The organism is Bacillus sp. FJAT-42376, from assembly GCF_003816055.1.
Taxonomy (GTDB): Bacteria; Bacillota; Bacilli; order Bacillales; family Bacillaceae; genus Metabacillus_B.
In genome coordinates this window covers 4015518-4034444 of sequence record NZ_CP033906.1, presented here as the reverse complement: position 1 = coordinate 4034444, position 18927 = coordinate 4015518, and the positions used below count along the sequence as shown (strand labels likewise).

The window sequence follows — 18927 nt, the reverse complement described above, 5'->3', positions numbered from 1 at the left end:
TAGGAAGCGAACGTAATGCCCTTACCCCTGAAATAGCTAGTAAACAAGAATTAAACTCAGATACCGGAGTGAATTTAATAAGAGCTTGAGAGGAGCTAAGGGATGCAGGAGACTAACAAGAAGGACATAATAAAAATTAAATGTAATAAGACCAATTTAATCTTTGGTCTAGCGGCAACAGCAGGTGCTTTTATTGTCTTTGGCACAATCTTTTTATTCGCGATTAAATTTACTTCTTTATATGATATTTTAGGGATTTTTGGCGGAGCGTTAGGAATGGCTTTTACGTTTTATATGTTTATTAACGCAGCACCCGGTCTATTTAGCAAAAACAGAGTGATATTTACGATCATACCTGGACCAGATGGAAGAATTGAGTCATCCAAACAATCTGTCCTTATTAAACATATTAAAGATTATAAAATAGCGCGAAGCGGAGTTACACCACGGGCACTTTTTTTTGAAGATTTAATTATCTTTACCTATGATAATAAGAAAGTAAAGTTGCCTACATATAATCTTCTAAACTATCAAGATTTAAACAACGATTTGAAAAAGTATCTTCTTCCTTATATGAGTCAAGAAGCGCAAACTCATTTTCAATCAAAGGTTAAAAACTTTCCTAGGCAAACTGAAAATATAAAGTGAAATTTTAGCTTAAATGAAGGACCTGCAAGTATTTAAGATTTTGGTAAAAAGAAAAAGATTAATTATTTATCTACTTATAGTTTTTCTTGAAATATACTACCTCTTAAAGCCAAAATCCTACTTTTTTTTGGTGAATAGAAAACCATCTTCATAAATTTAAAAGCATTATCACCAAATTATTCGGTGAAAGAATTATAACTTTTTGGAAGGAGGAGCTGAATGAATCGGCTAGGCACAATTATTGAAGTGAAGGCCAATCCCAGATTATCTAGAATAGGGTTAATCGTTACTATTTTGGTCATTCTAATTTGTATATGGTTTACGTATGACTCTCTATTCTCAGGCTCAAACTACCGTTTATTAGGATTCTTAGGTGGTGGAGCCGGGACATTTTTTGGTTTTTATTTTCTCATCCATTCAGCCCCGGTGTTTTTTCGGAAAGATAAGACCCTATTTGAAATTGTTCCGGGACCAGATGGAAGAATTCAATCAAAAGATAACTATGTGGAGATGAAAGATATTAAAGATGTCAGAATCCAGCATAAAGGGGTTAGTTTGCGGTCGTGGCTATATTACGACCTTGTTATATTCACCAAACAGAATAAAAAAATTAGGATTAAAACATATAACGTTCTTCATGAACAGGATTTTATGCCTTATAAAAGAGATTATATAACTCCTTTCATAAATTGATCGTAAAACTGAGTATAAAAAAGCAGCATTTAGATTATATAAGATGGGGTTATTTTATGAGGAAATTAAACCCTATAGCTACTGATGAAGATATGAAATTTGTTCCGGTTTTAGCAAAAAACTTTATTGTCCTATCATAGTGAATAAGGCAAATAATCTTAGTAGAGATGTTTATGAAAGAAAACGAATTGAAGAGGAGACAATCAGTTGGAAAATAGCTATAACGAACAGATTATACCTGTCAGGTCCCAATGGAGGCTTGTCATTTGGATGCTTATCGCATCTTTAGGAGTTTTTCTGTTTTGTATATGGATTATGATCGATGCTCTACAGTTTAATTCAAAATACAGTCTAATAGCTATTGTGGCTAGTTTAGCAGGAATTATATTTGGGCTTTACCTGTTTTTGCATGCTCTCCCTGGTTTTTTAAAAAAGGGCAGAGTGATGTTTGAAATTGTAACGGGATCAAATGGAAGAATTCAATCGAAAAAAAAGTGTGTGTTGTTAAAGGACATTAAGGATATCACAATTGATAGAAAGGGATTCACACCAAGAGCCATCTTTTTTGAAGACTTAATTATATACACCCAGCAAGATAAAGTGATTAAAATTCCCACCTATAACATGGTAAACGACGTAGTTGTTAGAAAGCAGATTAACGATTACATACTCCCATATATGTCTGAAAATGCTCAAAAAAGCTATAAAGCCAAGTTAAATAGCTTACTTGGCGAAGAGGCAAAATTTTAATAGTGGAAGTGTGTGAAGGGAGAAATGCTAGTTGGTCCATCCGATCATTACAGGACCCATAGAAGTGAAAGCTTTCCCAAGGCTAATAGGTTTATTCTTTTTTTCGTCAGTAGGAGTCTTTCTAATATGTTTATGGGTTTTTATTGATGGTCTCCAGTTTAATTCTACATACAGTATTGTAGGTATTGCTGCAGGACTTGCAGGCATGATTTTCGGAATTTACGTGTTTCTGCATAGTTCACCCGGAGTTTTTAAAAACAAAAGGGTTATTTTTGAAATCATTCCAGGACCAGAAAAAAATCAGTTGCCATAAAGGATATAAAGGATCTGGCTATCAAGCGGAGAGGAGTGTCTCTGAGGTCCATTTTTTATGAAGATTTAGTTATCTATACACATCAGGGCGAGGTTGTGCAGATGAAGACCTATAACTTGGTGAACGATTATCAATTCAATCAGCAAATCGAAGAATATATTCTTCCATACATGACCTCTGATGCTCAGACAGTATATAAGAGGAGATTCAATCAAATTTAAGGAAGCAGTGAAGCTTTTAATAACTATTGTATTTTATATGAACGCTGGAAATGAAAAAGAAAGTAGTTATGAAGACTTCGGTTTTTCAAGTACAACACCTTTTTCCAAACCTCCTACCATAGGAGGTTTTTTCTATTTCCCCTCAACAACTCCCCAAACTCTCCGATATAACCTGTAGATGAATAAATAGAGGAGTGTCCACCATGCCGGTGAATTCAATTTCAGCCCAAGCAATGCCTCGTATGCCAGAAACAGAAGCGGTAAAAGGTAATCCTGTACAAGCCATAGAGTCAGCCAATCAAGTGAAGGAATCAGCTCCGGTTTCAAAGGAAAAGCTTGAAAAAGTGGTTGCGAGCCTGAATGAATTTATGGCGCCTGCCAATACCCATACAGAGTTTGTCCTTCATGAAAAGCTGAATGAGTATTATGTGACGGTTGTGGACGATGTGACAAGAGAAATTGTTCGGGAAATTCCCAATAAAAAAGTGCTGGATATGTATGCAGCGATGACAGAATTCGTAGGTTTGTTTGTTGATAAAAAAAGCTAAACAAGGCGGTGAGCAAGAATGCCAATGAGAATCGGCGGTCTGGCAAGCGGGATGGATATTGATACGATGGTCAGCGATTTGATGAAAGCAGAGCGGATGGGCGTTGATAAGCTCAAGCAAAAGAAAACAACACTTGAGTGGCAGCGTGATAATTACCGCGACATGAATAAGCTGCTGAAAGAATTGGATGATATGCTCAGTCCCATTAACAAAAATTCGCTTACCCTTCAATCTACTTTCAATAAAAAGGCGGTCAGCAGTTCGAATGAGGCAGCGGTTAGTGCGAAAGCGATCAGTGCTTCTGCGAATTTTTCTTCTTCAATTGAAGTAACAGAGCTGGCGTCTTCTGCGTCCTGGAAAGGAGCACTGAACCCAGCCGTGCCAGCCGGAGCTAAAGAAATGGTCTTTAAAGTAACGGATCCAGGCTCTGCAGCTCCTAGAGAGGTCAAAATTTCTATTGCTGCCGGAGATACGATGGAGCAGGTATTATCTAAAATCAATTCTTCCACTCTAGGTGTTTCAGCCATGCAGGCAACTCTAAAAGGTGAGACACAGTCTAGAATCATTCTAACGAGCAGCAAGACAGGCGCCAGTGGGTCGATTGTTGCCGATAATGCTGATGCCAAGGCATTTATGACAAGTCTGGGATTTGCATTTGACGCTGCTAATCCTAATCCAAACACCCTTAAAAAAGACCAAACTGGTACTGATGCTACCGTAAAAGTGAACGGCTACGAAATGGTCCAGCCATCAAACACTTTTACCATAAATGGTGTAGAGTACAACGCGAAACAAAAGACAAACGGCATTCCGGTCAGCATCTCCAGCACAACCGATACTGATTCTATTGTGGAATCCGTCGTAAAATTCGTCGATAAATACAACGAAATCATCGGAAAAATCAACGGAGAAATCTCAGAGGACCGTTACAGATCCTATCAGCCTTTAACAGATACCGAGCGTGAGTCCCTGTCTGACAAACAGATAGAGCAATGGGAAGAAAAAGCCAAGAGCGGGCTGCTGAAGAATGATGCCATCCTTTCATCCGGTCTGAACAAATTGAGAAATGATTTTTATGCACCCGTCGGCGGAGCGATAAAAGACTATGCTCAGTTATCTGATATTGGGATCAAGACGACGTCCAACTATATGGAAAAAGGGAAACTCATCATCGATGAAACGAAGCTGCGCGAGAAAATTCAGGCGAATCCCAATGCTGTTTACGAACTGTTTAATGCTAAAGGAACAGCCCCTGAAACGATGGGGATCGCGGGGCGTCTGCGTGCTTCCATCAAAGATACGATTACGAAAGTTGAAACGAAGGCTGGTAACAGCTTGATGACCACGCAAAAGTTTTCCATCGGGAAAAGTCTTGATAGCGTGAGTACACAAATTGATCGTTTTGAGGACCGGCTCGTTCAAATTGAAGACCGCTACTGGCGCCAGTTCTCCGCTATGGAAACGGCTATCCAGCGGGCCAATGCACAATCAGCGCAGCTTGCCGGATTCGGCGGCGGCGGAAATTAATGAGGAGTGAAACCATTTGGCAGTAAATAATCCATACCAGGCTTATCAGCAAAATTCTGTGACCACTGCATCTCCCGGCGAACTGACGCTCATGCTGTACAACGGCTGTTTGAAGTTTATCAAGCAGGCAAGAACGGCTATGGAACAAAAGCAGATTGAAGCAAAAAACACAAGTCTTTTGAAGGCTCAGAAAATCATCCAGGAGCTTATGGTTACGTTAAATATGGAACTGGAAGTCTCTAAAAATATGATGTCTCTTTACGAATACATGAATCGCCGTTTAATGGAAGCGAACCTTGGAAATGACACAGCCATCCTGGACGAAGTAGAAGGCTATGTAACAGAGTTCCGCGACACATGGAAGCAGGTTATTCAGCTGAACCGCCAGGCACAGTTCAAACAGGGCGGATCTGCTTAATGAGTTCCGTTGCCGAGGTTCACACTCTTACCGGGCAGCTGCTGGGATTGCTCAGCAAGCCTATCGAGCAGGAGGAGCGGGATACCGTGATCGAGCTCATGGATAAGATGCTGAATGAAAGAGAAGCAGCCATCAGCAAGATGGAGCCTCCTTTCTCAAATGACGAGCAAAAACAGCTCCAGGAATTAAATGTCTGGAACAAACTAATCATTCAAAAAATGGTCATTGTCAAATCGGGCATTCAGCGCGATATGCACCAGCTGAGAAAAACGAAAGCCGGTGCTGACAAATACGTGAACCCCTACCAGTCTGTTCAGGCAGACGGGATGTTTTATGATAAGCGGAAATAAAGAAGGACTCTCTCCCGGAATATGGGGGAGAGTTTTTTTGTTGGGCTTTATGCACCTTTACGAATGTGCCTATTGAAGTTTTCTTGATTCTTTTATATTGGATTTAAATGGTTTTTTTATCCTGTGAAAACGGGAAAATCTGCACTGACTTGATTAGAATCATAAAGGAGTTTTATAAATGGCAGGATACAAAAAAAGCAAAAAGAAAGAAGAAAAGGATGATGGATGCTGCAGTGAAGGCTGTACTCAGCTAACGATGATTCCAATCCAGTTATTTATTTTACTGTATATGGGACTGGATCAATGGATCTTTTGAAGTTTATACATAGAAATGGGGAATCCATATGAGTGATCATTTTCAGGACCATGGGCCTTTCATAGAAGTAAAAACTAAATTATTTCTTATAATCTGGGGCTTACTGGCGACAATAGGGACATTTTTAGTCAGCCTTTTCCTCTTTTACCAGGGGCTTAAATTTGAATCCAGCTATGCACTCATTTATCTGGCAGTCAATGCCTTTTGGTTTGATCACCTTTTTGTGGGGAACTCCGGGTTTTTTCAGCAAAAGGAAAGCTATTCTTTTGATTAAAAAAGGAGAAACTCTCTCTTCAGCCGTTAAGAAAAACAAGACCGTCCTTATTCAGGACATTAAAGAAGTAAGATTGGACCGCCATTTCTATTCTTTTAGAGGCTTGATTTTTGAAGATCTTATCATTACAGCCAAGAAAGGAAAACGAATAAGAATCCCCACCTACAATTTGCTGGGGCCCGTGGTTTTTGATCAAATGGTCCGCAGCTATATTTTGCCTTACATGGATGAGAGTGACCGGGAAGTGTGGCTGAAAAACAATAAAGGGTTTCATTTTGCCGAATCGAATCAAGCACCTGATTGATAAGAGAAAAGGAGACCGAATGGATAAGAGCTATGTTAACTCAATGAAAAACTACCGGAATGAATTTAAAGGAGGAAAGGAGCCTGACAAAAACAAGAAAGAAAAAGACGGATGTTCCGATGGCTGTTTGGAGGGGTGTTCGGAAGGCTGCTGCAGCTTCAATGGGTGCATGCCGCTCATTATGATCCCTGTCCAGATAGCCGTACTGGGATATTTGCTCTTGGATAAAATAATCTAATCGCCAATGTGCTTCCACCTATTAACAATTACATACCCGAACCGATATAAAAAATAGTAAAAACGACCTATATCGAGGGTGGATAAATTGAACGCGTATGAGCGCTTTGAATTGTATCATTTTTATTATCATCTGCTGAACACCGTTCAAGAGGGGCTGGATTACGTTTTGGAAAGCTTTCAAAAGCTGGAACTGACAGAAGCAGAAAAAGTTTTTTCAGATATTATGAGGGCTTTTTATCATATTGACAGCTCGAATATACTCCTGATTGAAACGGTAGCAGAGGAGGATCCATTCCTTGCTGAAGAAGTCAGAAGGTTTGATGATGTCATTAATGAATTGGATCATCTGGAGTTCATGTATTTTCAGCCGCTGACGTATGAAACGTATCTCAAAGACCGTCTGGCTCCCGTATTTGTTTTATGGAAAGAGGGCATTCAAAGAAGATTGCAGCCGTATATTTTACAGTAGCCGCTTGGATGTCCAGGCGGTTTTTTCAGAGTCTGATTGGGGAGACGCGATAGTTGTCTGGAACGGTCGAAAAGTCGATATCATAAAATTTCGGTCGATTTATTTAAAAAATAGCCGATAAATTTCCATGCCAGCCAAATTAAATGATAAATGCCGGTAATACCGCAGAAAAAGGTCAAAATTCCCGACTATTCTGCATATTATTACAAATTTCACGAATCCTTCACACTATTTTTACGTTTGAGCAGGAATACTAGAGGGGAAAGTAGAAATAAGTTTACATATCCTTTACAAAGGAGGAGTTTTTAATGAGATACAATGTCAGAGGGGAAAACATTGAGGTAACTCCCGCTTTAAGAGATTACGTGGAGAAGAAGATTGGGAAGCTTGAAAGGTACTTTCAGGAGTCCGTGGATGCAGATGTCCATGTGAATCTAAGCTATTACAGCGATATGGAATCCAAAGTGGAGGTTACAATCCCAATGACGAATCTCGTCCTTCGCGGCGAAGAGCATAATGAGGATATGTACGCGGCGATCGATCTTGTGACGAACAAGCTGGAGCGCCAAATCAGAAAGCATAAAACAAAAGTGAACCGTAAATTCCGCGAGCAGGACTCGGCAAAATTAATGTTTGCGAATGGAAATCCTGTTGAAACACCGACCGCCGTTCAAACGCAGGAAGATGAAGAAGACAGCATGGAAGTCGTGAGAACGAAGCGTTTCACTTTAAAACCGATGGATAGCGAGGAAGCGATCCTTCAAATGAATATGCTGGGCCATAACTTTTTCGTTTTCACGAATGCAGAATCGAACCGGACAAATGTCGTGTACAAACGGAAAGATGGCAAATACGGCGTGATTGAGCCGAACGAATAAGAATGACATCAGGGGGCGCCGTTTAACGGTGCCTCTTTTTTATATAGTAAATTGGTATCTCATACCTTATACTGAAAAATAGATTGGAAAAATCTTATACGTCAAGTTTGTATGCTCTACCTTAAATGTATGATAGGTTAGTAGAGATGCAAAATAGAGGAGATGAAATCGTTGTATATCGTTCATTCCACATTTAATGTACCCGAGAATAAAGCAGATGAGGTCATTTCCATTTACAAAACGAGATCAAAAATGGTTGATCAATATGAAGGCTTCCGTTCTTTTCAGCTTCTCCAAAATGAGAAGAAAAAAGGCGAGCTTACCGTCCAGATTGAATGGGAAACGAAAGACCACTATATGAATTGGGTTCAAAGTGATGCGTTTAAGAAAGTCCATGAACATGAAAAGAACTATCCGGATCAGGAGCTTGCTGCCATTGTGCCGATTGTGAAGAAGTATGAGGTGGTGGCCACGTGACAGAGGAGCAGATTGATCAAGCGATTGAACATGTGGTTGCCGGGATATATAAGCAGTATCCGGAGCTTCTCGACCGATATGGTGAAAGAGGAAAGCAAAAGTGCCGGGAGGATAATGAGCATCACTTTAAGCATTTAGCGACAGCCTATGAAGCGGGGATGCCAAAGATTTTCACGGATTACGCTGTTTGGCTTAATAATGTTTTGACATCCCGCGGAATGAAGAGTGAGCACTTGATAGATAATTTTGAGCGGATTGCAGAGGCGATGAAATCCGTTGACGCTCCAGAAAAGGAAGTTTATATCGGATATCTGCGCGAAGCCAATCATATACTTGAAAACCAGTAAAGGGGGTATTCCCCCTTTTTATTCTTTTTATAGGAATTTAACCCATAACAGACTCCCCTCGTTAAGGACACTTTCTACCCCGAGAGATCCCCCATTTCATCTGTGAGCTGCTTTGTCAGCGAAAGTCCTACACGAGATCCTACGACATCCCGCCGATCTGAAAAATGGATCAAAAATCCGCTGCTGATCTTCTATTGAAATTCCAAACCCGGTATCTTTTACCGGGATTATAACGTCTCCGTTTTCTTTCCCAACCTACCCATCAATGCGGCCGTGATCCCGATTGTATTTGACTGCATTAGACTGCAGATTCAGCATGATTTGCTTTAAACAGACTTTGTTGGCTGTCAGGAATATTTCTTCTTATCCGTGAAGGCTTGTTTCAATTGTAATGTTTTTTGTTTTGGCAAAAGGCATGGGTCATCATCGGAAGAATTTGAGACTTTAGTTTGCCTGCATTTTCAGCTGCGGTTTTGAGAATGAAAATGATTTGTTTGATATCATGACAAAGGCTTTGCGTCTTTAAAGAAATAAAGATAATTTAGAATGGTAATCATCATTCTTTAATTTGGATAAATAAGCATTGTGTATACTCCAAAAAAAAATACCTGGTCTGTTTCATTTCTCGGAGTAATATGAGACTCACGGTTTAAATGGATTACGTAAGAGACTGGGAAAAATGAATGATTGAGCTTTTCATGAAGGGTTTTAATGCCCTCAAATGTTTCATAAACTTGGTTGAGTGTTGTTTCTTCTGATCCGCATAGGGCCGAATCGTCATTCACTTCATTTGCCTTTCTGTAAAAAATAGTAAGCAGAAGTTGTTTGCACGAAAAAAAACGGGCATTTCCCCTTTTTTAAAAGGTGTTCCTTTCAATAACAGGGTGTACTGAATGCAGAAGTGAACGTTACAGGAAGGGATATTCCGGGTAGAGATAAGGAGATAACAAAGGGGGCACGAACCGAATGAGTAAAATGCTGAACGCAGCCAGTACGGATACGCTGAATGTTACTTCTGAAATCGGAACATTAAGAACGGTTATGCTTCACCGGCCCGGAAGAGAAGTGGAGAACCTGACACCGGAGCTCTTACATAAATTGCTGTTTGATGATATCCCTTATTTGCCTGTTATTCAAGAGGAACATGATTTCTTTGCAGAAACTTTGAAGGATCAGGGGGTGGAGGTCCTTTATTTGGAGAAGCTTGTTGAAGAAGCGCTCCATTTCGGCAAGGCAAAAGAGAGTTTTATTGATCAGCTGCTAGAAGAAAGCAAATCAAATATAAATGGTGCAAGCGAGAGTCTAAAGGAATTTCTCCTTGATTTGCCGAATGGGCAGCTTGTGTCAAAAATCATGGCCGGAGTGAGGACGTCTGAAATTGATGAAGGGCGGAAGCGCCATCTTTATGAATTCATGACAGACCAATATCCTTTTTATCTCGATCCAATGCCAAATCTTTATTTTACAAGGGATCCGGCAGCTGTCATCGGAAACGGGCTGACGATTAACCGGATGCATGAGGGAGCAAGAAGGCGGGAATCCTTGTTTATGGAGTATATAATCCGCTACCATCCCCGTTTTGCATCGAAGGAAATACCGGTTTGGCTCGATCGGGACTATGACTTTCCGGTAGAAGGCGGCGATGAGCTCGTCCTCAGCAAAGATACGCTGGCCATCGGGGTCAGCGCAAGGACATCCGCAAGGGGGATTGAACGGTTAGCGGTCAATTTGTTTCAAAAACAGGACCATGTAAAAAAAGTAGTCGCAATCGAAATTCCGAAATCAAGGGCGTTCATGCATCTTGATACAGTGTTTACAATGGTCGATTATGATAAGTTCACCATTCACCCTGCGATTCAGGGGCCAACCGGTGATATGAATATATACATTCTTGAAAAGCACGATGAAGATCCGAAAAGGGTGCAAATCTCTACCCGCACAAACTTGATTGAAACACTTAAGGAAGTATTGGATCTCGATCATGTAACCCTCATTCCATGCGGGGGAGGAGATGCGATTGTTGCGGCAAGAGAACAGTGGAACGACGGCTCCAATACACTCGCGATCGCACCTGGTGTTGTAGTGACCTACAACAGGAATTATGTATCCAATCGGATTATGAGGGAGTATGGCATTGATGTCATCGAAATTCCAAGCTCTGAGCTCTCCAGGGGGAGAGGCGGTCCGCGCTGCATGAGCATGCCGATGGTGCGTGATCAATTATAAGGAAGAAGAAGTTGGCCCTGTGGGGTCAGCTTTTTTTTTTTGATTGCGGACTGTGCACTGACCCCCGGCACGTTCATGCAAAAGGGGGCAGAGGAGAAAAGGGGAAAAATCAGGCTGCACAAGGGCTGTCGTGAGAAGGGGACGGAGGTTTAGTCTGGCAGAGAAGTGGGGGTCAGTGCATTGCACTGACCCTCACTGCGGTGATGGATTGGGGGAAAGAGGAGCAGGTACTGAAAGCCTTGATGCAGATAGAATAAGCAGAAACAGGGACGGAGGTTTCGTACGGTAAAGAAACGGGGGTCAGTGCAAACTCAAATTCAAACTCACACTCCATCGAATTCCACGTTCTATTCCACCAAAGTATAACGGCAGCATACAAAAAAGCCTGCCTATTGGATGAATAGGGATAACCTATAAAGGTTCTGCAGCTTCCTGCCCGTTCAGGAGCTGAAATTTCTCATATAAATCTTGAGTAAAAAGTGAAGCGTTTTCCCTTCCAATTCTTTACTGATTCCCCCTTATCATGTTGTCCACAACCCTGAATAGTGTTAGAATTAACGATAGTTCTATGTGTTTTCAATTTTTGTAAGAAAACGGCTTGATATTTAACAGCAGAGGAGCGTTTTTAAATGCTTGGAATCTTGAATAAAGTGTTTGATCCAAATAAACGCACAGTAAACCGCTATGAAAAAATTGCGAACGAAATAGATGCGCTGGGGTCTCAGATGGAACAGCTATCAGATGAGGCGCTACAGGCGAAAACAACCGAATTTAAGCAGCGTATTGAAAAAGGAGAGTCTCTTGACCGTCTTCTTAATGAAGCTTTTGCTGTCGTACGCGAAGCTTCAAAACGCGTAACCGGGATGTATCCATTTAAAGTGCAGCTTATGGGGGGGATTGCCCTTCATGAAGGAAATATATCTGAAATGAAAACCGGGGAAGGGAAAACTCTTACTTCTACTATGCCGGTTTATTTAAATGCATTATCAGGAGAAGGCGTGCACGTTGTTACAGTCAATGAATATTTGGCCAGCCGTGACGCAGTGGAAATGGGGAAAATCTTTGAATTCTTAGGCTTGACTGTAGGGTTAAACCTGAATCAGCTGACGAAGGAAGAAAAGCGGGCTGCCTATGCCGCTGATATCACATACTCCACCAATAATGAGCTCGGATTCGATTACTTGCGCGACAACATGGTGCTGTATAAGGAAGAAATGGTTCAGCGCCCGCTAAACTATGCCATCATTGATGAGGTGGATTCCATTCTTGTCGATGAAGCGCGTACGCCGCTGATCATATCCGGACAAGCTGCTAAATCAACAAAACTTTACATGCAGGCCAATGCGTTTGTCCGCATGCTGAAAATAGAAGATGACTACACATTTGATGTAAAAACCAAGGGCGTTCAGCTGACTGAGGACGGAATTACGAAGGCTGAAAAAGCATTTGGCATCGAAAACCTTTTTGATATTTCTCACGTGACACTGAATCATCATATCAATCAGGCACTTAAAGCCCATGTGGTCATGCAGAACGATGTCGATTATGTCGTTCAGGACGGAGAAGTCGTCATTGTTGATTCCTTCACTGGCCGTCTTATGAAAGGCCGCCGCTACAGTGAAGGCCTTCATCAGGCGATTGAAGCCAAAGAAGGTCTGGAAATCCAGAATGAAAGCATGACGCTTGCAACGATTACGTTCCAAAACTATTTCCGTATGTATAAGAAGCTTTCCGGTATGACGGGTACAGCCAAAACCGAGGAAGAGGAATTCCGCAACATTTACAATATGCATGTTGTGGCCATTCCGACAAACCGTGAAATCCAGCGTGATGACCGCGCGGACCTTGTTTACCGCTCCATGCAGGGGAAATTCCTTGCTGTTGTAGAAGAAGTAGCACAGCGCCATGCTGTCGGACAGCCTGTGCTGGTTGGTACAGTGGCGGTTGAAACGTCTGAGCTGATCTCCCAGCTTTTAAAGAAAAAAGGTGTGCCTCACAGTGTGCTGAATGCGAAAAACCATGCGAGTGAAGCCGAAATCATTGAACTTGCCGGACAAAAAGGCGCCGTGACAATTGCTACAAACATGGCAGGACGCGGTACTGATATTAAACTCGGCGAAGGTGTAAAGGATTTGGGCGGTTTGGCTGTAGTGGGTACAGAGCGCCATGAATCACGCCGGATCGATAACCAGCTTCGCGGACGTTCCGGACGTCAGGGAGATCCGGGTATCACTCAATTCTATCTATCCATGGAAGATGAATTGATGCGCCGCTTCGGTTCTGAAAATATGATGAATATGATGGATCGTCTTGGAATGGATGATACGCAGCCGATTCAGAGCAAAATGGTTTCGCGTGCTGTTGAATCCGCTCAGAAACGGGTAGAGGGGAACAACTTCGACGCCCGTAAGCAGCTTCTGCAATATGATGACGTTCTGCGTCAGCAGCGTGAAGTCATCTACAAGCAGCGTTTTGATGTCCTTGATTCCGATAACCTTCGTGGAATCGTTGAAGACATGATTAAATCAACGGTTCAGCGTACGGTTGCTCTTTATACTCCTCCTGAAGTAGTAGAAGAAGAGTGGGACTTTGAGGGACTTGTTGAATTTGTAAATGGAAACTTCCTTGATGAAGGAGTACTTGAACTGAATGAAGTCCGCGGCAAGGATACAGAAGAAATTGAGGAAGTGATTCTTGCTAAAACGTCTGAGAAATATGACCGAAAAGAAGAAGACTTCGGCTCTGAGCAAATGCGCGAGTTTGAGAAAGTTATCGTTCTTCGGGCAGTAGATTCCAAGTGGATGGACCACATCGATGCAATGGACCACCTCCGCCAGGGAATCCACCTTCGTGCCTACGGTCAAAACGATCCTCTCCGCGAGTATCAAATGGAAGGATTTGCGATGTTTGAGGCGATGATTGCTTCGATTGAAGAAGATGTAGCGAAATATATAATGAAAGCAGAAATCCGCAACAACCTTGAGCGTGAAGAAGTGGCAAAAGGCCAGACTGCCGTTCATCCTAAAGAAGGCGACGAAGCGCCTAAGAAAAAACCTGCACGCAAAGTCGTGGAAATTGGACGCAATGAAATGTGCGACTGCGGAAGCGGGAAGAAATATAAAAACTGCTGCGGGAAATAATGAACGTCTTTTATGAGAAAATTTTAAAGCAATGGACTGTCTAAAAAGTCCTGATTACAGAGAATATTGAAATGGAAAACCTCCGCTAAGCCGGGGGTTTTTTGTGTCTAAAGGGATGCTTAGCGAATGGTAAAAACACAGAGCTTAGCTTAAAGGGCTTACTGGAAATCCCCTCTTGAACAGGGCTGCGATTTGATGTATGTGTGCCGGCAATTGGCAAAAGCTACAATTATGTTGTATACTAAATGTTTTACGAAATTTCTCGAATATGCTTGAAAAAGAATAGATTTTGGCGATAAAAATGTGTAAAACGAACGAAGAAAGGATAATGTGAAAGTGGAACAGCATGCCGTACTGCCGATGAAGCAAAGGGCAAACCGCTGGAGAAGAGCGGCCTTTGTGGGATCGGGTTTAGGACTAGTTGCAGCGAACGCGTTTTATGGATTGAGTTCATATATTATTTGGAGAGCGATGCATCCTCCAAAAATTGCTTTGAAGAAACATCCTGCTCATTTTGGAATTCAAACGGAGGAAGTGCATTTCAAAAGTTCGGACGGGCTTTCTCTTAGAGGCTGGTGGATGCCGGTTGAGAACAGCAGCAAGGCTGTCGTGTTTTCCCATGCATACGGACTTAACCGCTACAATATGCCGTTTCCGATTTTTGATCTTGTAAAAGTATTTCAGTCACAGGGCTACAGCGTCCTGATGTATGATTTCAGAAATGCAGGAGAATCAGACGGAAACGAAACGACGATTGCGTTAAAGGAACAGCTTGATTTAAATGGAGCGATTGAATTTGTTAAGCATGAGAAAAGCATGGATCACATCATCTTAATCGGATGGTCCATGGGGGCAAGCACTTCCCTTCTTGCAGGCTGCCGGCATGACGACGTAAAGGGGATTATTGCGGACAGCCCGTTTGCAAGCCTTGACTCTTATGTACTGGACTCCTTTGAATACTGGACGAAGCTTCCGCGTTTTATCGGGAGAGTGTCTTCCTATGTGACCAAGCTTAACTTCCTCGGATTTAAACCTCATTTAGTGAAACCCATCGAGGTAGTTAAAAAAGCAGAAGGAAAAAAGATCATGATTGTCCACGCAAAAAATGATCCGGCGATTTCCTGTACGGAAAGCGAAAGAATGAAGCGAATGAACAGTGACATTGATCTGTGGCAGCCTGAAATGGGCGGCCATATTGAAGCATATAGATTAAATAAGCAGGAGTATGAAGACAGAGTGGTTGCCTTTCTAAAGGAGTTATAAATGGAATGGAATGCCGGCTGGACTTTTTGCCCCCTGTGGTTTATGTTTAACAGTAGCTTAAAAACTTACCCGAGGTGACTGAAATGGATTTAGTAGAAATTCGTCAGGAATTAGATAAAACAGCTAAGAGATTAGCGGCTTTTAGGGGGTCTCTTTGACCTCGATACAAAGGAAGCGCGCATTCAGGAATTAGATGAGGAAATGGCTCATCCTTCTTTCTGGAATGATCAAAATGCCGCACAAGTGGTGATTAATGAAGCAAAAGGCTTGAAGGATGTAGTCAATCAGTTTCAGGAGATGAGTGAGTCTTACGAAAATCTGCAGCTCACGCTGGAGCTTCTAAAAGAAGAACCGGATGATGAACTTCAGGATGAACTCGTATCTGAACTGAAAGGTCTTACTGGGCAAATGAATGATTTTGAACTTCAATTGCTGCTGAGCGAGCCTTACGATAAAAGCAATGCCATCCTTGAACTGCATCCAGGTGCAGGCGGAACCGAATCACAGGACTGGGGATCGATGCTTCTTCGCATGTATACCCGCTGGGCGGAGAAAAAAGGCTTTAAGGTAGAAACAATGGATTACCTTCCTGGTGATGAAGCCGGAATTAAATCCGTTACACTGCTGATCAAAGGCCACAATGCCTATGGATACCTGAAAGCAGAAAAAGGAGTACACCGTCTTGTCCGTATTTCTCCATTTGATTCGTCAGGACGCCGTCATACGTCATTCGTGTCATGTGAAATCATGCCTGAATTCAATGAAGAGATTGAAATTGAGATCCGTACAGAAGATCTTAAAATTGATACGTACCGTGCCAGCGGAGCCGGGGGACAGCATATTAATACGACGGATTCAGCCGTCCGTATTACCCATCTTCCAACGGGAGTGGTTGTTTCCTGCCAAACGGAACGATCCCAAATCAAAAACCGCGAGCATGCGATGAAAATGCTGAAAGCGAAGCTCTATCAGAAGAAGATTGAAGAGCAGGAAGCCCAGCTGGCTGAAATCCGCGGAGAACAAAAGGATATTGGCTGGGGAAGCCAAATCCGTTCTTATGTATTCCATCCATACTCTATGGTAAAAGACCACAGAACGAGTACAGAGATTGGAAATGTCCATGCGGTCATGGACGGCGAGCTGGATCCGTTTATTGACTCTTATTTGCGCTCTAAACTTTAAACAGGTAAAAAACACCCTTGCAGGGGTGTTTTTTTGTTTCTGATTGGAAAACAAAGGGAATATATCCGGAGGTTTTGCTTCTTAAAAAGAAAGGGAGGGCTGACAATGGGCTGCATAACAAAACCGCTTGCTTCGATTGGAATGGGGTTTATTGCTTTATTTGGAGGGGCGTCTATTTTTCAGGCGGATGAATGGCAGATGTTTTTAATGGGAGCTGCTCTGCTTTTGTTTGGCGTTGGCATGCTATTGATTATTTGGAGTGATTCAAAGGCAGGCGATTGGGGATGGGCATTATTTACTGCGAGTATTGCAGCCGGAGGAACGGTAGCAGCCTCAGAGGCGTTTAAACAGGACGAATGGGCAGCCGGAATATTCATCGGAGTGATTGCACTTATTGCAGCGATCATCATCATTGTGCTGATCAGGGGGAAATTCACCCAAAATACATAAAGGTTTGGCTGTCTGAATCATGAGCATGTTTTTATTCGCAAGAATGATGGGTATAAAAATAAAAAAGGCAGACAAGCAGGGGGTGGAAAGAATGAAATCTGCAGTTAAAGCCATTTTGTCGGTTCTCTTATTCTTTGGCTTTTTATATGGAACGGCAGGTATCTTCATGGCTGAAAATCCGGAACAATCCTCTTATTCACTAGCTATTGCATTCGGGTGCGGCGGCTTGCTGTTTATGATTTGGGCTAAAAGAACGATTTATCTATGGGGAATAACCTGTTTGGCCCTCAGCGGGACGCTGGTGTTCAGTGTGATTGTCTACAGGTCCTTCAGGGATGCTGAATGGGCAATGGGAATCGGATTTTTGTGTCTGGATGCCGGTATGCTGATTCTTGGGCTTTTCACCTTGTTTGCCAGCTTAACGGGAAAGGCACCGAAAAAAATATAGAGATGGACAAGCCGGGAAACCGGCTTTTTTATTTTGTGTGGAAGAGCGGATAAATACCCGTTACGCAGGACATACTACACCAGCACTTTACCCCTTTACCACGTTATTTAAGCTTCGTTTACACTGCCGGGTTCCGGTGCTATACTCTTGTCTGGTTAAGTATTCCAATGGAGGGAAATAGACGATGAAACAGCGAAGGCAGTCATTTACTCAGCATCCAATCGCCGCAAAAGTTTTAGAATACATGTACATTCTTGCAGGCTCTGCCATAGTGGCACTTGCATTTAATCTTTTTCTGCTTCCGAACCGGGTTGCTTCAGGAGGTGTGAGCGGAATCAGTACGATCTTAAATGATGCGTTTGGTTTCGAGCCGGCTTACGTTCAGTGGGCGTTTAATATCCCGTTGTTCATTGCCGGTGTCATCCTGCTCGGAAAGCAATTTGGTTTTAAAACGCTTATTGGGACGCTTTTTCTCCCATTTATCGTTTATTTAACAAAGGATGTGGACGCAGTTACGAAGGACCCGCTTCTCGGTGCATTATTCGGGGGGATCGGAGTCGGACTGGGTCTTGGGCTCGTTTTTAGAGGAAAGGCGTCAACAGGCGGAACCGATTTGGCTGCGCAAATTATTCATAAATACACGGGGCTTACACTTGGTACTTGTGTGGCTATGCTGGATGGATTAATTGTCCTCGCTGCCACGTTTGCGTTTGATATTGAAGGAGGCCTATACGCATTAATCGGGCTTTATGTCACAAGCAAAACCATCGATATTGTCCAAATCGGACTGGGGCGCTCGAAGATGGCGATGGTCATCACGAGTCATGAAGAAGAAGTAAAGCAGTCCATCCTGCAGAAAATTGACAGAGGCGTGACAAAGGTGTCGGCCTACGGCGGGTATACAGATATGGAAAAACCCATACTAATGTGTGTTGTTGATCAAACGGAATTCACAAAACTGAAACAATTGGTCAGAGCAATTGATCCATCTGCATTCGTCGTTGTTATGGATGCTTCAGAGGTTCTTGGAGAGGGTTTCAAGAAAGCATGACTGGGTTATAATAACGTTATAGATTTTAAGGAGGAGGCACCTGCGTTGAAAAGAAAAGCATTTGCCCTTATTTTTACAACATCCATTGTTTTAACTGCCTGCGGGGGCGGAGGAGAGTCCTCTACTGAACAGGGAGCTTCGGCTGCAGACGGAGAGCAGCTGTTCAAACAGAACTGCGCGAGCTGTCATGGAGTGGATCTTAAAGGCGGGGCCGGACCGAACTTAACCCGTGTTGGAGAAGAGTACGATGCAGCAGAAATCGAACAAATCATTAAAAATGGAAAAGGCGGCATGCCACAGGGAATACTTGAAGGCGAAGACGCAAAAAAAGTAGCCGAGTGGCTTTCAGAGAAAAAATAAGATTCCTGCAAAGGGGTCTTTTTTTATTGTATGG

Annotated in this window: 21 protein-coding genes and 2 pseudogenes; all 23 read left to right on the top strand. The window is 42.5% G+C overall.

Features of this window, described 5'->3' with window-relative positions; all coding sequences use genetic code 11:
- Window positions 1-102: 102 nt before the first annotated feature.
- The 23 genes and pseudogenes from CEF21_RS20290 to cccB all read left to right on the top strand — a co-directional run bounded on the left by CEF21_RS20290 (window position 103) and on the right by cccB (window position 18893).
- Entirely contained in the window at window positions 103-648 is a 546-nt protein-coding gene (locus CEF21_RS20290; RefSeq protein WP_123919548.1) for a DUF5381 family protein, read from the top strand.
- Between the two features lie 219 nt (window positions 649-867).
- The gene (locus tag CEF21_RS20285) at window positions 868-1341 is read left to right on the top strand and encodes a DUF5381 family protein (protein WP_123919546.1); all 474 of its coding nucleotides are present in this window, start codon (window positions 868-870) and stop codon (window positions 1339-1341) included.
- 207 nt (window positions 1342-1548) lie between these two features.
- Window positions 1549-2091 carry a DUF5381 family protein gene (locus CEF21_RS20280; protein WP_123919544.1) on the top strand — a complete coding sequence of 181 codons (543 nt, stop codon included), beginning with the start codon at window positions 1549-1551 and terminating at the stop codon, window positions 2089-2091.
- Between the two features lie 64 nt (window positions 2092-2155).
- A pseudogene (locus tag CEF21_RS21660) lies at window positions 2156-2625 on the top strand (DUF5381 family protein).
- A 203-nt stretch (window positions 2626-2828) separates the two neighbouring features.
- Complete coding sequence (gene flaG / locus CEF21_RS20270) at window positions 2829-3173, top strand: flagellar protein FlaG (RefSeq protein WP_123919540.1); 345 nt, start codon at window positions 2829-2831, stop codon at window positions 3171-3173.
- Between the two features lie 18 nt (window positions 3174-3191).
- Entirely contained in the window at window positions 3192-4700 is a 1509-nt protein-coding gene (locus tag CEF21_RS20265; RefSeq protein WP_346773359.1) for a flagellar hook-associated protein 2, read from the top strand.
- A 16-nt stretch (window positions 4701-4716) separates the two neighbouring features.
- A complete protein-coding gene (fliS, locus tag CEF21_RS20260; RefSeq protein WP_123919538.1) occupies window positions 4717-5118 on the top strand; it encodes a flagellar export chaperone FliS in 402 nt (133 codons plus the stop codon).
- A complete protein-coding gene (fliT, locus tag CEF21_RS20255) occupies window positions 5118-5468 on the top strand; it encodes a flagellar protein FliT (protein ID WP_123919536.1) in 351 nt (116 codons plus the stop codon). The genes fliS and fliT overlap by 1 nt, the downstream gene beginning before the upstream one ends.
- Window positions 5469-5646: 178 nt before the next feature.
- Entirely contained in the window at window positions 5647-5784 is a 138-nt protein-coding gene (locus CEF21_RS21450) for a hypothetical protein (RefSeq protein WP_164462262.1), read from the top strand.
- A 28-nt stretch (window positions 5785-5812) separates the two neighbouring features.
- Window positions 5813-6362: pseudogene (locus tag CEF21_RS21655) on the top strand (DUF5381 family protein).
- A 19-nt stretch (window positions 6363-6381) separates the two neighbouring features.
- Complete coding sequence (locus tag CEF21_RS20245; protein WP_123919532.1) at window positions 6382-6600, top strand: hypothetical protein; 219 nt, start codon at window positions 6382-6384, stop codon at window positions 6598-6600.
- A gap of 87 nt (window positions 6601-6687) precedes the next feature.
- Window positions 6688-7071: a DUF8042 domain-containing protein gene (locus tag CEF21_RS20240; protein ID WP_123919530.1), complete on the top strand. Its 384-nt coding sequence runs from the start codon at window positions 6688-6690 to the stop codon at window positions 7069-7071.
- Window positions 7072-7379: 308 nt separating this feature from the next.
- Window positions 7380-7949: a ribosome hibernation-promoting factor, HPF/YfiA family gene (gene hpf, locus CEF21_RS20235; protein WP_123919528.1), complete on the top strand. Its 570-nt coding sequence runs from the start codon at window positions 7380-7382 to the stop codon at window positions 7947-7949.
- Window positions 7950-8120: 171 nt separating this feature from the next.
- Window positions 8121-8426, top strand: a complete 306-nt coding sequence (locus CEF21_RS20230) for an antibiotic biosynthesis monooxygenase family protein (protein ID WP_123919526.1) — start codon at window positions 8121-8123, stop codon at window positions 8424-8426.
- On the top strand, window positions 8423-8773 hold the full coding sequence (locus tag CEF21_RS20225; RefSeq protein WP_241156723.1) for a hypothetical protein: 351 nt from the start codon (window positions 8423-8425) through the stop codon (window positions 8771-8773). The genes CEF21_RS20230 and CEF21_RS20225 overlap by 4 nt, the downstream gene beginning before the upstream one ends.
- A gap of 975 nt (window positions 8774-9748) precedes the next feature.
- Window positions 9749-10999, top strand: a complete 1251-nt coding sequence (arcA, locus tag CEF21_RS20220; RefSeq protein WP_123920451.1) for an arginine deiminase — start codon at window positions 9749-9751, stop codon at window positions 10997-10999.
- 629 nt (window positions 11000-11628) lie between these two features.
- A complete protein-coding gene (gene secA / locus CEF21_RS20215; RefSeq protein WP_123919524.1) occupies window positions 11629-14139 on the top strand; it encodes a preprotein translocase subunit SecA in 2511 nt (836 codons plus the stop codon).
- 336 nt (window positions 14140-14475) lie between these two features.
- Window positions 14476-15402, top strand: coding sequence for an alpha/beta hydrolase (locus tag CEF21_RS20210; RefSeq protein ID WP_123919522.1), 927 nt, complete (start codon window positions 14476-14478; stop codon window positions 15400-15402).
- 83 nt (window positions 15403-15485) lie between these two features.
- A protein-coding gene (gene prfB / locus CEF21_RS20205) for a peptide chain release factor 2 (RefSeq protein ID WP_241156722.1) occupies window positions 15486-16584 on the top strand; the annotation gives its coding sequence in 2 pieces (ribosomal slippage) (window positions 15486-15548 and window positions 15550-16584; 1098 coding nt in all).
- Between the two features lie 105 nt (window positions 16585-16689).
- Window positions 16690-17034 (top strand): hypothetical protein, encoded by a 345-nt coding sequence (locus tag CEF21_RS20200; protein ID WP_123919518.1) that lies wholly within the window; start codon window positions 16690-16692, stop codon window positions 17032-17034.
- Window positions 17035-17125: 91 nt separating this feature from the next.
- Entirely contained in the window at window positions 17126-17482 is a 357-nt protein-coding gene (locus CEF21_RS20195; RefSeq protein WP_123919516.1) for a hypothetical protein, read from the top strand.
- Between the two features lie 184 nt (window positions 17483-17666).
- A complete protein-coding gene (locus CEF21_RS20190; protein WP_123919514.1) occupies window positions 17667-18533 on the top strand; it encodes a YitT family protein in 867 nt (288 codons plus the stop codon).
- 45 nt (window positions 18534-18578) lie between these two features.
- Window positions 18579-18893, top strand: a complete 315-nt coding sequence (gene cccB, locus CEF21_RS20185; RefSeq protein WP_123919512.1) for a cytochrome c551 — start codon at window positions 18579-18581, stop codon at window positions 18891-18893.
- Window positions 18894-18927: the final 34 nt, after the last annotated feature.